The sequence below is a fragment of the Methyloceanibacter methanicus genome, from assembly GCF_001723285.1.
In the GTDB taxonomy this organism is placed as follows: domain Bacteria; phylum Pseudomonadota; class Alphaproteobacteria; order Rhizobiales; family Methyloligellaceae; genus Methyloceanibacter; species Methyloceanibacter methanicus.
The window spans coordinates 1-16,443 of record NZ_LPWG01000012.1; the positions used below are offsets into that span (position 1 = coordinate 1).

The following is a 16,443-nucleotide window of genomic DNA, read 5'->3' on the forward strand; positions in this document are numbered from 1 at the left end:
GGCCGAGGCCAAAGCCGCCGCCGAGCGAGCCGCCAAGGAACGCGCTGAGGCGGAAGCCAGAGCCGCAGCCGAGGCGAAAGCCGCGGCGGAGGCAAAAGCGGCGGCCGAGCAGGCTGCCAAGGAGCGCGCGGCCGCGGAGGCGCGTGCCGCAGCGGAGCATGCGGAGCGTCAGCGCATCGAGGCCGAGGCGAAAGCCGCCGCGGAACGCGGGGCTTCGGAAGCCAATGCCACCGCCTCGGTTCCCGACGAGCTGCTGCCGCCGCTGCCGACCCATGCGCCCGCCAACGACAATGCCGCGTCAGACGATCCGATTGCGGAGCTTCTCGACGGCGAGACCGCAACGGCGGAAGCCGAGACGGACGCGGCGGACGCCGAACCGGCCGCCGCGCCGCCGGCGCGCAAACGCCGCCGTGTCTTGCGCCGGTCCCAGCGCGACGACTGGAAGCGGAACTACGGCATCTTTGGCGGCATGTTCGGGGGCCGCTAGGCGGAGCCCCTCAGGAGTTGCCGGTCTGTCCGCGCTTCATGCGCTCCAGCACATAAAGACGAAGCGCGGCCGACAGGCTGGTCCCGTCGCCCTTGTCCGTCCGTGCCTGATCGATTTCGCTGACAAGGCCCGCGATCGACTTGCCGTCGTCCCGCGCCATGCCGGTCAACGCATCCCAGAACGGTTCCTCGAGGGAAATGCTGGTCCGATGCCGGGCAATGGTGACGGAGCGTTTGTTGCGGGCCTTTGCCATGGTTGCGGGGGCTATTTCTTCGGGGCCACCATCTCCTCGGGACGGACGATCCGGTCGAACTCGTCGGCCGCCACATGGCCGAGCCGCACGGCCTCTTCCTTCAGCGTGCTCCCGCGCTTATGCGCGGTCTTGGCAATCTCGCTGGCCTTGTCGTAGCCGATATGGGGCGCGAGCGCCGTCACCAGCATCAAGGAGCGCTCCATGTGTTCGGTGATGCGTTCCCGGTTGGCCTTGATGCCGACCACGCAGTTTTTTGTAAAACTGTCGGCCACATCCGCAAGAAGCCGCACCGACTGGAGCAGGGCGTAAGCCAGGACCGGCTTGAACACGTTGAGTTCGAAATGCCCTTGGCTGCCGGCGAAGCTCACCGTGGTCTCGTTCCCCATCACGCGCGCACAGACCATGGTCACCGCCTCGCATTGGGTGGGGTTCACCTTGCCCGGCATGATCGACGAGCCGGGCTCGTTTTCCGGAAGCAGCAATTCGCCAAGGCCCGAACGCGGGCCGGAGCCCAGCAGGCGAATGTCGTTGGCGATCTTGAACATGGAGGCGGCGACGGTGGTCAGCGCGCCATGCGCGAACACATAGGCATCGTTCCCGGCCAGCGCCTCGAACTTGTTCTCCGCCGAAACGAAGGGAAGCTTCGTCAGTTCGGCCATCTTGCGCGCGAAGACGTCCCCGAAGTCCGGGTGGCTGTTCAGCCCCGTGCCAACGGCCGTTCCGCCTTGCGCCAGGGCGTACAGGCCCGGGAGGGTCATCTTGAGCCGCTTGATGCCGAGATCGATCTGGGCCGCATAACCGCCGAACTCCTGGCCGAGGGTCAAGGGCGTCGCGTCCTGCATATGCGTCCGGCCGATCTTGAGGATGTCCTGGAAGGCTTCGGCCTTCTCCTTGAGGGCCGCATACAGGCGGGACAGGGACGGGTCGAGCCGGTAGGCGATCTCCTCGGCGGCGGCGACATGCATGGCCGTCGGGAAGGTATCGTTCGAGGACTGACCCATATTGACGTGGTCGTTCGGATGTACGGGCTCTTTGCTGCCCAGCTCTCCGCCTAGGATCTCGCTGGCCCGGTTCGCGATCACCTCGTTGAGGTTCATATTGGTCTGGGTGCCCGACCCGGTCTGCCAGACCACGAGGGGGAAATGATCGTCCAGCTTCCCGTCGATGATCTCGGTGGCCGCGGTGGCAATGGCCTCGGCGAGCCCCTGGTCGAGGCGTCCGAGCTCCAGGTTGGTGAGCGCCGCGGCCTTCTTGACGAGCGCCATCGCCCGGATCATGGGCTGCGGCATCCGCTCGTCGCCGATCTGGAAGTTTTGGCGCGAACGCTGGGTCTGCGCGCCCCAATAGCGGTCGCCAGGCACTTTGATCGGCCCGAACGCGTCCGTCTCCGTACGCGGGCCAGAGGAGGATTTTGGGGCGTCGGCTACGGACATGGGCGCGATTTCCTTTTTGTAACTTGGAGATTGGTCACGGTGAGAGTTTCTGGAATCCTTTGCGCGGCCGCGACCGGACAATCGGAGCCTAAGGCTATACCATTGCGGCGAGGGATGAGAGAACCTGGGATATGGCCGAGGATTTATGGCCGAGGATTTGCGGCCAAGGATCTCTGGCCGAGGATCTCTGGCCAAGGATCTCTGGCCGAGTCTTTGTGGCCAAGTCTTTCATGGCGGTTGCGATGGCGCTCCATGCCAGGCGGCCTGACGAGGAGGGAGTGTGACGGCGGCGTCTAGCAAGATTGTGCTGCCTCAGTCGAAGACGGCGCAAGCCTGCGAAGCCTATGCCCGGTTCGCGGCCGTGGCGGCGTGCGTCATCGGCGAGGTCGTTCTTGCCATTTGGATCGGAATCTTTCCCGAAAGCGCCATGCCGAGCGTGTCCGGCGTGCCGCCCCTTGCCGCGCTTGGCGTCATCCTCGCCGGTCTCGGCCTCGTCTGCTTCACCTTCCGCCGCATCCGCTTCGTCGCCAGGACGATCGGCGTGGTGCTGACCTTGTTCGGTTTTCTGATGTTCGGAGAGGGAGCGCTGGGCGACCTCGGCTTCGACACGTTTCTGATTCCGGACGATTTGCCCCCGCAGGCCGGGTCCTTCGAGGAGGACCTCTTCCTGGCGCAAGCGGCATCGCCGCCCCCGATCCCGGTCCTTGATGGGACATCGCCCGGCATCTTGGTGGCGCTCATCCTGTTCGGGGTCGCGCTGTTCTATGCCGAGCATGCCCGCGTGGCGCCCGCGGTTCTGAGCCAAGTTCTCACACTCGTCCTGCTGGCCCAAGTGCTGCTCGTGGTGACGGGGGCAGCCTATGGCGTCGACACGACCGGCGACCCGTTTCCATTCATGCGCCTGACCGCCTATGGCGTTGTCGCCATCGTCCTGCTCGCCACCGGGCTGATCGCGGCTTCGCCGGAACGGGGAATCGCGTCGGCGATTTTCGAGAAGTCTCCCGCCGGCGAGATGTTGCGGCGGCTGCTGCCTGGTATCCTGGCGGTCCCACCCATTCTTGGATGGTTCGCGCGGCAGGCCGAGGTCCATGCGCTTTACGACAGCGCCGCAACGCTGGTGATCTTCGCAGTCGCCAGTATCGTCGTCCTCGGCGTGTTCGCCTGGACGGCACTGGGGGCCGTGCGGCGGGCGGACAGCGGCCGGCAAGTGGCGCTCATGGACTTGCGTGGACAGCGCGAATGGCTCTCCACGACGCTAGGGTCGATCGGCGATGGCGTGATCGCCACCGATCCGAGCGGGAGCGTGCTCCTGCTGAACAGGGTTGCCGAAGACCTCACGGGCTGGTCGGCGGCGGAGGCGCGGGGCCGGCCGATTTGGGTCGTGTTCCGGGTGGTGGACGAGGAGACGCGCAAGCCCGTCGACGATCCCGCGCTGAGAGCCTTGCGCGAACGCGAGGTCTCGCGCATGGAATCCGGCGCGATGCTGATCACCCGGGACGACAAGGAGTTGCCGGTCGAGCATTCCGGCGCGCCGATCATCGGCCAGGACGGCACGCTCGCCGGCGCGGTCCTCGTGTTCCGGGACGTCACCGAGCGGCGGCGCGTGGCGCAGCGTCAGACCATGCTCGTGGGCGAGTTGAATCACCGGGTCAAGAACGCACTGGCGATCGTGCAGTCGCTCGTGCAGGCCAGTCTGCGCCAGGCCAAGGATCCGACGACGCAGACCATGGCCCGCACCTTGGCCGAGCGCCTGCGGGCGCTGCACCGTGCCCACGACCTGCTGCTGGAATCCCAGTGGTCCGGCGCAAGCCTGAAGGCGATGGTCGAACGGGAACTGGAACCCTACAAGCGCGAGGGCGGGCCCAAGATCGTGATCAAGGGATCGGACGTGTTGCTGCCGCCGCAATGCACCTCGATCCTCGCCATGACCTTGCATGAGCTCGCGACCAACGCGGTCAAATACGGCGCGCTGTCGCAGAATACGGGCCAGTTGACGGTCGCCTGGAAGACCCAGCGCCGGAATCGTCTCCACTTGGTGTGGGAGGAGAAAGGGGCGCCGTCGGCGCCCAAGCCCACGGCCCGGAAGGGCTTCGGGTCCCAGCTCATCGATCAGGCATCCGCCATAATCTCGGCGGCGAAACCAAGACCGAGTTCCGCAAGGCCGGGCTCTATGTCGAGCTCAACGTGCCCTTGAACCCGTCCAATGAGCCGCGGGCCACTGCGGAGAACGTCCACGCGCCCGCCGCGTAAGGGGACGGTCTATTCCAAGACGCTGAGTTCCTCGTTGGCGTGCCGGAGGCGTCGGAGAATTCGCGCGTCAGATTGCCGAGGATGGTGATCATGACATTAGGATGCTCTTCGGCCAGCTCGTGCAGTTCCTCGACGCCGAGCCCGTAGCAGATCACTTTCTCGTTCGCGATCACGTCCGCCGACCGTTTGCCGCCGTCGAGGAGCGCCATCTCGCCGAAGGTGAGACCGGGTCCGATGGAGGCGACGCGCTTATGCTTGCCGGGCTTGTCGTGGACTTGGATTTCCACGCTGACCGTGCGCGCGCGAGGACGAAGAACAGCTTGGCCGGATCGCCCTCGCGCATGATGACGTCGCCCTTGTCGAAGAGAGAGGGCGCACGATCCCTTCCACCAGCCGGCATTCGTCGGGCGTGAGTCCGTCGAACAGGTTGATCTGATTCAGCGAGAATTTGGTTCCGACGCTGGAGCCGTCGCTCGCAAGGACCTGGTCCTCGCACCACTCCAGCGCCGCGTCCACGTCGCGGAACTGGCGCACCGCGTGGCCCTCTTCGGACTCGGCCAGCGCGCGCGTCAAACGATCGAGCGCGCCCTCGTCGTCTATGGACGCAAAGACCAGTTCGGTGCCGCTCGCCGCCATGGCCCGCACCGCGCGGACGATCAGCTTGCATGCAGCCCGGTCCGCATGGTGCACGCGCTTGAAATCGACGATCAGATATTTGGAGTCCCGCGCGAGGACGGTGAGACGGCGCAAGAGCTGCTCGGTCGATCCGAAGAAGAGGGCGCCTTGCGCTTCGAGCACGGAGATCGAGTGCCCGGCCTCCGCCAGCAGGGTCCGTTCTTCCAACGTGCGCAAACGGTTCGAGCGGACGATGTCGGCGCGGTAATCGCGCCGCAGAACGCTGCGAACGTTGGTGTGATTGTAGAAGGCATGGAGCTGGAATTCGCGCGATATGTCCTGGCAAACGGCGATGCCGCGCACACTGTTGCCTTGCTTGTCGATCGGGGGCGCGTAAACGCAGATCCCGATCTGCCCCGGGATCGCGGCAATGATGCAGCCCGACACGCCGCTCTTGGCCGGCATGCCGACCTCGTAGGCCCATTCGCCGGCATAGTCGTACATGCCGCACGAGTTCATCACGCTGAGAACGTCGCGCACATATTGCGTGTCGAAGATCTTGTGGTCGGTAACGGGGTTGGTGCCGTCGTTGGCGAGCGTGGCCGCCATGATCGCGAGGTCGCAGGCGGTGACCTTCAGGGCGCATTGACGGAAATACAGATCGAGCACGTCCTCGGGGTCGCGTTCGATCATGGCGGTGTTCAGCATCATATAGGCGATGGCACGGTTGCGATGGCCCGTAGCCAGCTCCGACTTGTACACCGCCTCGTCGACCTCGATCTTCCGTCCCGCGAGGCTCGAAAAAAGCTCCAGCATGTTGTTGATGCGCTGGTCCAGCGTGCCGCCCTGCATCATCTCGGCGATGGCGATCGCGCCGGCGTTCACCATCGGATTGAAGGGGCGGTTGGCGACCTCGTCCAGCACGATGGAGTTGAAGGCTTCGCCCGTCGGCTCCACGCCGACCTGCTCCAGGACGCGCGGTCGCCCATGGTGCTGTAGTGCGTAGCCGTACATGAACGGTTTGGACACGGATTGGATCGTGAACGGGACGCGGGCATCGCCCACGGTGTAGAGCTGTCCATCGACCGTGGCGATGGCGATGCCGAACAGGTTGGGGTCGACCTTGCCAAGCTCCGGGATGTAGTCCGCGGGCGCGCCCCCCTCGATCTTCGAGACCCGTGCGTGGATCTCGTTCAGATAGTCCTGGATAGGCGCAAGGGCCCCCGTTTCCGCCAGTGGCGCGGGGCGGACAGGATCAAGCTTGTTCAACGACGCGTCTCCCCAAGGTAGTGCGTGGCCCGCACCCGGGAAGCATCAATCAGAAATCGTGCCATGTCGACAGGCGCGGCGATCCGGTCTGTACGGACGAAAGCGCGACCGAAACTGATCACGGCCCAGGCATCGGTCCGGCCGGAACGCCCAAGAAAACGGCTACTTCTTGCGGAAGCTGTCCAACTGAACGACCTCGGCCGGCGGCCGGGACATCACCACCTCGACGCTTTCGATTTCGCCGGGCTCGTCCGGGGGGGGATTCGGCGTTCGCTCTGTCGTCGGACGGGTCGCCCACCACGTCCGGCAAGGCGGATGCCATATGCTGGCGCGCCGAATCGTTGGCGGCGCCGGGCTTCCCGAACTGGAGACCGAATTGAGCCGATGGGTCGTAGAAGGCCTTCACGGCGTTGAAGGGGATCACCAGCCGCTCGGGCACGTTGGCGAAGGAAAGCTTCACCTCGAAGCGCTCGTCCCAAACGAACAGATCCCAGAACTGATACTGGAGGACGACGGTCATCTCCTCGGGATATTGTTCCTTCAATCGCTTGGAGATGGACACGCCCTCGGCACAGGTGTCGAAGGCGATATAGAGATGGTGCTCTCCTGGAAGCCCGTCGCGCTGGACTTGCGTGAGAACCTCGCGAACCACGCCACGCAGCGCGTTCTGCGTCAGTAGATCGTATCGAATTCCATCGTCTGCCATGTAATGGCGCCGCTCCATTGTTGGCGACGTAGGCAGTCACCCCGTCAAAAGTGGAGGGCTTCTGTTGCCCGGTGCCCTCCGAAACCGCGCCTAACTTCTGCGAGGAAGCTAGGGCTTTAATTTAGGCTATCGCGCCGCATTACGCAGCGAGACGTGCCTCCGCATAGTTGTCATTGGCAACTATAAGGTTCGGCCCGATAACGGCGGATACCATGCCGAGCGAAAGTACGACCTTTACACCCTCGTCGATCCTGTTTCGGCCCCGCCACGTTTCAGTCCGTGCCGGTACTTTTCGCAAGTCTCATGCCATGCACGTCAGGGACTAGAATGGCTGAAACCTGGTGGAGCCGCCGGGTACCGCCCCCGGGTCCGAATGGTTTATTACGTCAACCGTTTATCGCCATAGTCGGCCGAAGCCGACACCACATATATAAGCCTCCCACGCGTTAAATGAAAGGTTGGGAGGTGGATAACTCCCAATCTTCACTGCATGAATAGGCTTCTCTGCCAGTGGGTTGGCCGGGCCGGCCGGAGAGGCTAGTCGCGTTCCATCTTGAGAACGCGGCCCGTGGTGGCGTCCACGTGCATCTCGATGTCGTTGCCGCGGGCATCCTCGCCCTCGACTTCCCAGATATTCCGCCGGCGCTTGTATTCGATCTCTTCCAGCCGGACGATGCCACGGTCGAAGGCCATCTGCCGGACGCGCTCGATGCCAATGCTTTGGGCAAAAGCCGCGCCGGAGGCGAGAGCGAGGGTGGAACAGGCCGCGAGGCCGAGGAGAACTGTCAGAACACGCATTGAACGCTCCTTCTACAAGTCTATCGACAAAGTAGCGAGCCCGGCCCTGAGTCTCGGCGTTCCGGACTGCGGTCAATATAGGGACACACTGACGTTGCGCCAATATCTCGATCTTCTCTCCCAAGTCCGCGGCGCGGGCCTGCGCAAGGAGGACCGGACGGGCACCGGGACGCTCAGCCTGTTCGGGGCGCAGATGCGCTTCGACTTGAGCGAGGGGTTCCCGCTCATGACCACCAAGAAGCTGCACGTGAAGTCGATCGTCCATGAACTGCTATGGTTTCTGCAGGGCTCGACCAATACCCGCTATCTCAAGGAGCACGGGATCACCATCTGGGACGAATGGGCCGATGAAAGCGGGGATCTGGGGCCCGTCTACGGCAAGCAATGGCGCTCCTGGCCGACCGCTTCCGGCGGCGAGGTCGACCAGATCAAGGCCCTGGTCGAGGGGATCAAGCACAATCCCGATTCGCGCCGGCACATCGTGAGTGCCTGGAATGTCGGTGAAATCCCGAAAATGGCGCTCCCGCCGTGCCACTGCCTGTTCCAGTTCTATGTGGGCGACGGGCGGCTTTCCTGTCAGCTCTATCAGCGCTCCGCCGACATCTTCCTCGGCGTGCCGTTCAACATCGCCTCCTATGCGCTGCTCACTCATATGGTCGCGCAGGTGACGGGGCTGGAGGCCGGCGACTTCGTGCACACGTTCGGGGACGTGCATCTGTACCTGAACCATTTGGAGCAGGCGGACGAGCAGCTTGCGCGCGAGCCGCGGCTGCGGCCGCGCCTTGAGATCAATCCCGAGGTGACGTCGCTGTTCGACTTTGTCTACGACGACTTCGAGATCGTCGGCTACGATCCCCATCCGGCCATCCGGGCCGAGGTGGCTGTGTGACCAAGGATCGTGCGGCCGAGCCGCCCAAGATCGCCCTGGTCGTGGCGATGGGGCAGAACCGGGCCATCGGCCTCGACGGAGGGCTGCCCTGGCACTTGCGCTCGGACATGAAGTTCTTCCGCAAGGTGACCATGGGCAATCCCGTGATCATGGGGCGCCGGACCTTCAGATCGCTGCCGCGGGTACTGGACGGCCGGCTCAATATCGTGCTGACCCGCGAGGACGGTTTCGACGTGCCGCCGGGGGTCGTCGTGGCCCATACCCTGGAGGAGGGGCTTGCGGCCGCCCGGTCCGCCTGCGCCGAGACCGGGGCCGGCGAGATCATGATCATCGGCGGCGAAGACGTCTTTCGCGAGGTCATGCCGCAAGCCGACCGCATCTACCTGACCGAGGTCAACGCGAGCCCCGAGGCCGATACCTGGTTCCCGGAACTGGATCCGACCGTCTGGACGGAGGTCTGCCGCGAGGCCCATGAGGCCGGCCCAAAGGACGACCACGACTTCAGCATCGTGATCCTGGAGAGGCTCTGAGCTCCGGCCACCGCCTTCGATTGCGTGGCCCCTGGTCCTGGCCTATAACCTCTCGGATTCTTGTCGCGGTTCCGCCACTTGGTGCGCCTAGTGTCCCTGCGCTGGGCGCGGCCCAAATCCGGCGGCTTCGCGCGCAGCCCCCTCAGAAATCAGGACGAGAGACAATATGCCTTGGAGCAATCAGAGCGGCGGTGGCGGCAATAACGGGCCCTGGGGCCCGAGGCCCGGCGGTCCCGGCGGCGGCCAACAGCCCGATCTGGAAGACATTCTACGCAAGAGCCAGGATCGGCTGCGCCAGGCCATGCCCGGTGGCGGTGGCGGCTGGCTGATTCCGGGCCTGATCGCCCTGGTCGTAGCCGGAGTGGTCGGCTGGTTCGGCTTCCTCGTCACGGTGAGGGCCGACGAGGTCGGCATCGTCATGCGTTTCGGCGAATATGTGCGCCAGTTGCCCCCGGGTCTGCATTTCCGCCTGCCTTACCCGATCGAAGAGGTCGAGCTTCCCAAGGTCACCCGTCTCAACCGGATCGAGATCGGCATGCGCTCATCGGAAGGCAGCGGCCTTTCGGTGCGGGACGTGCCGGAAGAGAGCCTGATGCTCACGGGCGACGAGAACATCGTCGATATCGACTTCGTGGTGGTGTGGAAGATCAGCGACGCGCCCGACTACCTGTTCAAGATCCAAAACCCTCAGGGCTCGGTGAAGGACGTCTCCGAGAGTTCCATGCGCGAGATCATCGGCCAGAGCGACATCGAGCCGATCCTGACCTCCTCGCGCGCCGAGACCGAGGGCAAGGTGCAGCAGCTCATTCAACGCATTCTCGACGGCTATCAGGCCGGCATCCAGGTCGTGGAGGTTCAGCTCCAGAAGGTCGATCCGCCGGCACAGGTGATTGACGCCTTCCGCGACGTCCAGGCGGCCCGGGCCGACGAGGAGCGTCTCCAGAACGAGGCGCAAGCCTATGCCAACCGGATCGTTCCGGAGGCGCGCGGCGAGGCGGAGCGCATTCTCCAAAGCGCGCAAGGCTACCGCGACCGCGTGATCGCCGAAGCCAAGGGTGAGGCCGAGCGCTTCGAAAAGGTTCTTGAAGAATACGCGAAGGCGCCTGAGGTGACGCGGCAACGGATTTTCATCGACACGATGCAGGAAGTGCTGTCGAACACCGACAAGATCATTATCGATAAGGATGGCGGCGGCGTGGTGCCCTATCTGCCCTTATCGGAGTTGCAGAGGAAGGCGCCGGCCGCGACGGCCCCGACGGCTCCCTCGGTTCAGAGCGGAGGGCAGCAGTAATGAAACGCGTCGCCCTCACTCTCATTCTCCTGCTGGTCGGCATTCTCGCGATCGGCGCCTACTTGACGCTGTTCACGGTCTACCAGACGCAGCAGGCGCTGGTTCTGGAGTTCGGTAAGGCCAAGCGGGTCATCGAAAACCCTGGGTTGAACTACAAGATCCCGTTCATTCAGAACGTGGTGTTCTTCGACAAGCGGCTTCTTGATCTGGACTCCGCGCCACAAGAAGTCATCGCTTCCGATCAGAAGCGTCTTGTCGTCGATGCCTTTGCCCGCTGGCGGATCACCAACCCGCTGCTGTTCTACCAACGGGTGAACAACGAGTTCAACGCACGCACGCGGCTCAGCGACTTCCTCGAAGCCGCGCTCCGCCGGGTCCTGGGTTCGGCGAGCTTCGAAGCCGTCGTCCGGGACGACCGGAACGAGCTGATGCGGAAGATTACCGATGAGATGAACGCCAAGTCCAAGGCCCTCGGCATTACGGTCGTCGACGTCCGCATCAAGAGAGCCGATCTGCCGGAGGCGAACAGCCTCGCCGTCTATCGCCGGATGCAGACGGAACGCGAGCGCGAGGCATCGGAGATCCGCGCCGAAGGCGAGGAAGCCTCCCGCCGCATTCGCGCCAATGCCGAGCGGCAGGTCACGGTCCTGAAGGCCGAGGCAACCGGCGAGTCGGAGCGTATTCGCGGTGCGGGCGATGCGGAGAAGAACCGTGTCTTCGCCGAAGCTTTCGGCAAGGATCCCGACTTCTTTGCCTTCTACCGCTCCATGCAGGCCTATGAAGGCGCCTTGCAGTCCGGCGATACGCGGATGCTGCTCAGTCCCGATTCCCAGTTCTTCCAGTATTTCAACAACGCGGGCGGGCGTGCGAGCGGCGCTTCCACCAGCCTGCCGAAAGGGGACAAGAGCGCGATCCGCGAGCCCTTGAGCACAGGAACGGAGCCGGCCCGCGCGGCCGAGTCGTCTGAACCTGCCACCGATACGCCTTAGCGGGTCTGGCGGACATGGACGACCTCGGTGTCGCCATCGGCCTCGTCTTGGTCATCGAGGGTCTCGTTTGGGCCCTCGCGCCCCGGTTTGGACGCCGGCTCCTCGAAGCGGCGTCCGAGACCCCGGAATCGACCTTGCGGCTGGCGGGGATCCTAGCGGTCACGGCCGGGGTGCTCCTTGTTTGGCTGATACGGGGGTGACGATGGTTCGGGCACGGATCAAGCGCGCCGGTTTCTTGTCTGCCAAGTCGCGAAAGCTTGCTTCCTCTGGGCCCGCCGTTTTCGCTAGAGTGGCGTCCGCGCCCAATGGTTCGGCGTGATGATGGGAGTGCCCGAAAAGATGTCTGGACGAACAGGCCGGAGCTGGGCTCGGCACCTTCGGGGCATCGTAACCGCGATTGCCGTTGGGACGGGGCTCTGCATCGCGGCGCCTCATGGGCCCGGAACGGCCTTTGCCCGGGGGCCGGTCTCCGTGGCCGACATTGCCGAAGGCCTTCAGGAGGCCGTCGTCAATATCTCGACCACCCAGACGATCGACGAACGGGAAGAAGGGGCCCCTCCGGTTCGCAAAGGACCGAAGAGTTCTCCCTTCGAAGAGTTCTTCGACGACTTTTTCGACGACAAGGGCCCCGACGGGAAACCGCGGAAGGTCAGCTCGCTCGGGTCCGGGTTCGTGATCGACCCGTCGGGACTGATCGTGACGAACAACCACGTGATCGAGGGCGCCGATGAGATCATCGTCAACTTCACGGACGGGTCCAAGCTGAAGGTGATCAAGATCCTCGGACACGATCCCAAAACGGACCTCGCACTCCTAAAGGTCGAGCCGCGCAAGCCCCTCAAAGCCGTGTCGTTCGGCGACTCCTCCGTGCTGCGCGTCGGCGACTGGGTGATGGCGATCGGCAACCCGTTCGGGCTCGGCGGCAGTCTAACCATCGGCGTCGTCTCGGCCACGAAGCGCGACATCAACGCGGGGCCCTATGACGATTTCATTCAAACCGACGCCGCGATCAACCGGGGCAACTCCGGCGGTCCGTTGTTCAATATGGATGGCCAGGTCATCGGCGTGAATACGGCGATCATCTCGCCGACCGGCGGATCGATCGGGATCGGCTTTGCCGTGCCGTCCAACACGGCCGTCACGGTCCTGAACCAGTTGAAGGAATTCGGCGAGACCCGCAGGGGATGGTTGGGCGTCCATGTCCAGAACGTCACCGACGAGATGGCGGCCACGCTGGGGCTGGATTCGCCGAAGGGCGCGCTTGTTGCTTCGGTGACGCCAAGCGGCCCCGCGGCAACCGTGGGGATCAAACCGCGGGACGTCATCCTCGACTTCGGCGGGCAGACAATACGCACGATGCGCGATCTGCCGCGTGCGGTCGCCGCTGGCACGGTCGGCATGGAAGTGCCGGTCAAGCTCCTGCGTGACGGCGAGACCGTCGACCTCGTCGTGACACTTGGCCGGCTGCCCGAAGAAGACGAGGAGGAGCCGGAGCTCGATGAAGGACTCGGCGGCGGCGACCTCCTTGGCCTGACCATCGAGCCGCTGACTTCCGAGCTGCGCGACAAGTACCGCATCAGCGGAAAGGTCGAAGGGGTCGTGGTCACGGGTGTCGAACCGGGAAGCGCTGCCGCGAAGAAGCAGATCAAGGCCGGCGACGTGATCGTGGAGGTCACCCAGGAAGCCGTGCGCCAGCCGGAAGAGGTTGTCACCCGGCTGCGTGCGGTCCGGAAATCGGGCCGCCGCCGCGTCCTGTTCCTGCTCGCCGATGCCGAGGGCGAACTCCGCTTCGTCGCCGTTCCGATCATCTGACGCGGCTCGGCACCGGCATTGCGAGGTCCAACGGTGGTCCGTCGTGTTTGAAGCCGTTCTCATTGCCGGTCCCACCGCCAGCGGCAAGTCGGCCGCGGCACTTGCGCTCGCAGAGCGCCTGGGCGGGACGATCGTCAATGCCGATTCCATGCAGGTCTATCGGGAGCTTCAGGTACTGACCGCGCGCCCCAGTGCCGCGGAAATGGAGATCGTTCCCCACCGGCTCTATGGCACGGTGTCGGGGCGGGAGGCCTATTCGGTGGGGCGCTGGGTCGAAGACGCCGCCGCTGCGATCGAAGAAACGCGCAAGCGCGGGCAGGTGCCGATTTTCGTCGGCGGGACCGGTCTCTACTTCATGGCTCTGCTTCAGGGGCTGTCGCCCGTTCCCGACATTCCCGAAGACATCCGCCGGCACTGGCGGGAGCGTGCGGCGACGACCTCCGGGTCGGATCTCCACGCGGCGTTGTCAGCGCGGGATCCGGTCATGGCCGCGCGTCTTGGGCCGACGGACACGCAGCGCCTTGTGCGGGCCCTGGAGGTCATCGACGCCACTGACGTCTCGCTCGCCGATTGGCAGGAGACGACCGGAACACCGCTCCTGAAGGACGAGGCCGTTCTGAAGATCCTGGTCGCGCCGGAACGCGAGGCGGTCTACGCGGCCATCGATGCGCGGTTCGACGCCATGCTGCGGGAGGGTGCCTTGGCGGAAGCGGAGTCGCTGGCGGCGCTGGACCTCGATCCAGGGCTCCCGGTCATGCGAGCCCTCGGCGTGCCCGAACTCCTGTCCCATCTCTCGGGGGCCATAAGCCTGGAAGACGCGGCCACGAAGGCCAAGACCGCGTCCCGCCGCTACGCCAAGCGCCAGATGACCTGGGCACGGCGCTTCATGGCCGACTGGACGCAGGTCCCCAGCGGAGAAGCGGCTGCCGCGGCGATCGGGGAGCGATCGTAGGGCCTCGTTCGCCAGACCAGGCTTCGACCCGCAAAGGAGCGCCGCCGGATCAGACCGTGACCTGGGTCCCGATGGCCACGACCCGGTCCGTCGGCAATTGGAAGTAGTTCGAGGCGTCATCCGCGTTGTGCGCGAGATAGACGAAGAGCCGGTCCTGCCATTGGGGCATTCCGGACCGCGCATCCGGCCGCACGGTCCGCTGCGACAGGAAGAACGACGTCGACATGATGTCGAATTGCCAGCCTTTCTTGCGGGCGATGGCGAGCGCCTTGGGCACGTTGGGCCGTTCCACGAAACCGAAATGCAGGGTCATCCGCATGAACTTGTCGCTGACCGGTGCCAACTGGACCCGGTCGGCGGGCGCGACACGCGGAATGTCCTCGTTCTTGATCGTGAGGATGACGTTGTGCTCGTGCAGAACCTTGTTGTGCTTGAGATTATGCAAGAGCGCGGTCGGCGCGAATTCGGGATCGGCGCTCAAGAAGACGGCGGTGCCGGGAACGAGATGAGGCGGCTTGCTCTCGAGGCTCTTGATCAAGGGTTCGAAGGGAACCTCGATGCGGCGTGTCTTCTGCGCCAGGAGCTTGGTTCCGCGCATCCAGGTGAGCATCACGAGGATCAGCATCATGCCGACGAGCACCGGCAGCCAGGCCCCTTCGACCAGCTTGAGCATGGCGGCCATCACGAACGCGACGTCGACGAACAGCAGCGGCGCCATGACGGCAATGGTCCAGCCCAGCGACCAGTGCCAGAGCCGCCAAATGACGATGAAGCCCAGAAGGCCGGCCACCAGCACCGTCGCCGCCACGGCCAGCACATAGGCCGAGGCCAACTCGCTCGACGAGCGGAACATGAAGACGAGAAGCAGGACGCCGGTCAGGAGCAGCCAGTTGACGCGGGGCATGTAGATCTGGCCCGCCTGGGATTCCGAGGTGTGGCGGACTTCCATGCGCGGCAGGAAGCCGAGTTGCATGGCCTGGCGGGTGATGGAGTAGGCACCTGTGATCACAGCCTGACTGGCGATCGCCGTCGCCATGGTCGCGAGCGCCACCATGGGGTAGAGCGCCCAGTCTGGAAACAGCAGATAGAATGGATTCGAAATCTTCTCCGGCTGGGCCAGGACCAATGCCCCTTGACCGAAATAGTTCAGAAGTAGCGCGGGCAGAACGAGATAAAGCCACGCCGTCTGGATCGGACGCCGGCCGAAGTGGCCGAGATCGTTGTAGAGCGCCTCGGACCCGGTCACGACCAGGAACACCGCGCCGAGCGTGACGAGGCCGACCATGCCGTGCGTGAGCAGGAAGTTGAGCCCGTAATAGGGATTGAGGGCCATGAGGACGCGAGGGTTTCCGGCGATCTCCGCCGCGCCCGCAAACGCAAGCACCAGAAACCAGACCGTGGTGATCGGTGCGAACAGCGTCGAGACGCGGGCGGTTCCGTGCGACTGGACCGAGAACAGCGCTATCAGGATGACGACCGTAATCGGCAGGACATAGGGCTCGAACGCATCCGTGGCGACGTTGAGGCCCTCGACCGCCGAGAGCACAGACAGGGCCGGGGTGATGAGCGTGGACCCGTAGAACATCGCCGCGCCGACAATACCGAGGCCGAGTACGAGCGGCGTGCGTCTGCCGAGCGCGGTGAAGGCCAGCGCGGTCAACGCCAGCGTGCCGCCTTCGCCGTTATTGTCCGCCCGGAGCAGCAGCACCACGTATTTGAGCGTGACGACCACGATCAGCGCCCAAAAGATCAACGACAGGACGCCGAGCACGGCCGCCTGGGTGACGACGCCGTGCGATCCGCCGGTGGCGAGAACGGCTTCGCGCAGCGCGTAGAGCGGGCTCGTTCCGATATCGCCATAGACGACGCCGATCGAGCCGAAAGTGAGGGCCCAGAACGCGCGGCTGGTCATGGGCAGATCCGCCGTCCCATGGCCGTGTCCGGTTTCATTGCCGTTAGCGTCGGCACCGGCCGGTTCTGAAGTTGCAGAGTGCTGCATTCAGGCTGTGACTAAATGGACTAGATGGAAATGTGTTTTCAGATACGACCCGCCAGAGCACCGAGGCGCCGGCGCGGCTTGGTCCCTCATTTCGAGGCTGCCCCAACAAGCGTATGAGGCTTAGGCGCATCGCGCGTCATTGTCTAGAACGCTTGTGGGTAAAAGATTGG

Annotated in this window: 15 protein-coding genes, 1 other RNA gene and 1 pseudogene; 9 read left to right on the forward strand and 8 right to left on the reverse strand. The window is 64.5% G+C overall.

Features of this window, described 5'->3' with window-relative positions; genetic code table 11:
• Positions 1–487: pseudogene (locus AUC68_RS16795) on the forward strand (hypothetical protein); the annotation flags it as partial.
• A 10-nt stretch (positions 488–497) separates the two neighbouring features.
• On the opposite strand, the gene AUC68_RS09685 reads toward AUC68_RS16795, so the two are convergent.
• Together AUC68_RS09685 and fumC are read right to left on the reverse strand one after the other, a co-directional pair.
• Positions 498–740 carry a ribbon-helix-helix domain-containing protein gene (locus tag AUC68_RS09685; RefSeq protein WP_069437475.1) on the reverse strand — a complete coding sequence of 81 codons (243 nt, stop codon included), beginning with the start codon at positions 738–740 and terminating at the stop codon, positions 498–500.
• Positions 741–751: 11 nt separating this feature from the next.
• Entirely contained in the window at positions 752–2,173 is a 1,422-nt protein-coding gene (gene fumC, locus AUC68_RS09690) for a class II fumarate hydratase (RefSeq protein WP_069437476.1), read from the reverse strand.
• A gap of 280 nt (positions 2,174–2,453) precedes the next feature.
• Here fumC and AUC68_RS09695 point away from each other — a divergent pair, with 280 nt between their 5' ends.
• Positions 2,454–4,367, forward strand: coding sequence for a sensor histidine kinase (locus tag AUC68_RS09695; protein WP_069437477.1), 1,914 nt, complete (start codon positions 2,454–2,456; stop codon positions 4,365–4,367).
• On the opposite strand, the gene AUC68_RS09700 is transcribed toward AUC68_RS09695, so the two are convergent.
• The 5 genes from AUC68_RS09700 to AUC68_RS09720 all read right to left on the reverse strand — a co-directional run bounded on the left by AUC68_RS09700 (position 4,342) and on the right by AUC68_RS09720 (position 7,811).
• A complete protein-coding gene (locus AUC68_RS09700; RefSeq protein ID WP_069437478.1) occupies positions 4,342–4,710 on the reverse strand; it encodes a cyclic nucleotide-binding domain-containing protein in 369 nt (122 codons plus the stop codon). The two genes, AUC68_RS09695 and AUC68_RS09700, sit on opposite strands and share 26 nt — an antisense overlap.
• On the reverse strand, positions 4,673–6,307 hold the full coding sequence (gene glsA / locus AUC68_RS09705) for a glutaminase A (protein ID WP_069437479.1): 1,635 nt from the start codon (positions 6,305–6,307) through the stop codon (positions 4,673–4,675). The genes AUC68_RS09700 and glsA overlap by 38 nt, the downstream gene beginning before the upstream one ends.
• A gap of 118 nt (positions 6,308–6,425) precedes the next feature.
• On the reverse strand, positions 6,426–7,013 hold the full coding sequence (locus tag AUC68_RS09710; RefSeq protein WP_083240679.1) for an SspB family protein: 588 nt from the start codon (positions 7,011–7,013) through the stop codon (positions 6,426–6,428).
• A 49-nt stretch (positions 7,014–7,062) separates the two neighbouring features.
• Positions 7,063–7,473: a transfer-messenger RNA gene (gene ssrA / locus AUC68_RS09715) on the reverse strand.
• Positions 7,474–7,550: 77 nt separating this feature from the next.
• Entirely contained in the window at positions 7,551–7,811 is a 261-nt protein-coding gene (locus tag AUC68_RS09720) for a PepSY domain-containing protein (RefSeq protein WP_069437480.1), read from the reverse strand.
• 94 nt (positions 7,812–7,905) lie between these two features.
• Here AUC68_RS09720 and AUC68_RS09725 point away from each other — a divergent pair, with 94 nt between their 5' ends.
• The 7 genes from AUC68_RS09725 to miaA all read left to right on the forward strand — a co-directional run bounded on the left by AUC68_RS09725 (position 7,906) and on the right by miaA (position 14,274).
• Positions 7,906–8,700 carry a thymidylate synthase gene (locus tag AUC68_RS09725; protein ID WP_069437481.1) on the forward strand — a complete coding sequence of 265 codons (795 nt, stop codon included), beginning with the start codon at positions 7,906–7,908 and terminating at the stop codon, positions 8,698–8,700.
• Positions 8,697–9,230: a dihydrofolate reductase gene (locus AUC68_RS09730; protein WP_244500475.1), complete on the forward strand. Its 534-nt coding sequence runs from the start codon at positions 8,697–8,699 to the stop codon at positions 9,228–9,230. Before AUC68_RS09725 ends, AUC68_RS09730 begins: the two co-directional genes overlap by 4 nt.
• Before the next feature lie 166 nt (positions 9,231–9,396).
• Complete coding sequence (gene hflK / locus AUC68_RS09735; protein WP_069437482.1) at positions 9,397–10,521, forward strand: FtsH protease activity modulator HflK; 1,125 nt, start codon at positions 9,397–9,399, stop codon at positions 10,519–10,521.
• Positions 10,521–11,510, forward strand: coding sequence for a protease modulator HflC (gene hflC, locus AUC68_RS09740; protein WP_069437483.1), 990 nt, complete (start codon positions 10,521–10,523; stop codon positions 11,508–11,510). Before hflK ends, hflC begins: the two co-directional genes overlap by 1 nt.
• Positions 11,511–11,524: 14 nt before the next feature.
• Positions 11,525–11,710 carry a DUF2065 domain-containing protein gene (locus AUC68_RS09745; protein WP_069437484.1) on the forward strand — a complete coding sequence of 62 codons (186 nt, stop codon included), beginning with the start codon at positions 11,525–11,527 and terminating at the stop codon, positions 11,708–11,710.
• Positions 11,711–11,849: 139 nt separating this feature from the next.
• A complete protein-coding gene (locus tag AUC68_RS09750) occupies positions 11,850–13,322 on the forward strand; it encodes a Do family serine endopeptidase (RefSeq protein WP_069437774.1) in 1,473 nt (490 codons plus the stop codon).
• Positions 13,323–13,365: 43 nt separating this feature from the next.
• Positions 13,366–14,274 (forward strand): tRNA (adenosine(37)-N6)-dimethylallyltransferase MiaA, encoded by a 909-nt coding sequence (gene miaA / locus AUC68_RS09755; protein WP_069437485.1) that lies wholly within the window; start codon positions 13,366–13,368, stop codon positions 14,272–14,274.
• A 49-nt stretch (positions 14,275–14,323) separates the two neighbouring features.
• On the opposite strand, the gene AUC68_RS09760 is transcribed toward miaA, so the two are convergent.
• Positions 14,324–16,186: a potassium transporter Kup gene (locus AUC68_RS09760; RefSeq protein WP_069437486.1), complete on the reverse strand. Its 1,863-nt coding sequence runs from the start codon at positions 16,184–16,186 to the stop codon at positions 14,324–14,326.
• Between the last annotated feature and the right edge of the window lie 257 nt (positions 16,187–16,443).

Excerpts from the sequence above, each read along its gene's own strand:
- hflC (WP_069437483.1), top strand. The coding sequence starts at position 10,521 with ATGAAACGCGTCGCCCTCACTCTCATTCTCCTGCTGGTCGGCATTCTC.
- AUC68_RS09710 (WP_083240679.1), bottom strand. The coding sequence starts at position 7,013 with ATGGCAGACGATGGAATTCGATACGATCTACTGACGCAGAACGCGCTG.
- AUC68_RS09750 (WP_069437774.1), top strand. The coding sequence starts at position 11,850 with ATGTCTGGACGAACAGGCCGGAGCTGGGCTCGGCACCTTCGGGGCATC.
- AUC68_RS09720 (WP_069437480.1), bottom strand. The coding sequence starts at position 7,811 with ATGCGTGTTCTGACAGTTCTCCTCGGCCTCGCGGCCTGTTCCACCCTC.
- hflK (WP_069437482.1), top strand. The coding sequence starts at position 9,397 with ATGCCTTGGAGCAATCAGAGCGGCGGTGGCGGCAATAACGGGCCCTGG.
- AUC68_RS09760 (WP_069437486.1), bottom strand. The coding sequence starts at position 16,186 with ATGACCAGCCGCGCGTTCTGGGCCCTCACTTTCGGCTCGATCGGCGTC.
- fumC (WP_069437476.1), bottom strand. The coding sequence starts at position 2,173 with ATGTCCGTAGCCGACGCCCCAAAATCCTCCTCTGGCCCGCGTACGGAG.
- AUC68_RS09685 (WP_069437475.1), bottom strand. The coding sequence starts at position 740 with ATGGCAAAGGCCCGCAACAAACGCTCCGTCACCATTGCCCGGCATCGG.
- AUC68_RS09745 (WP_069437484.1), top strand. The coding sequence starts at position 11,525 with ATGGACGACCTCGGTGTCGCCATCGGCCTCGTCTTGGTCATCGAGGGT.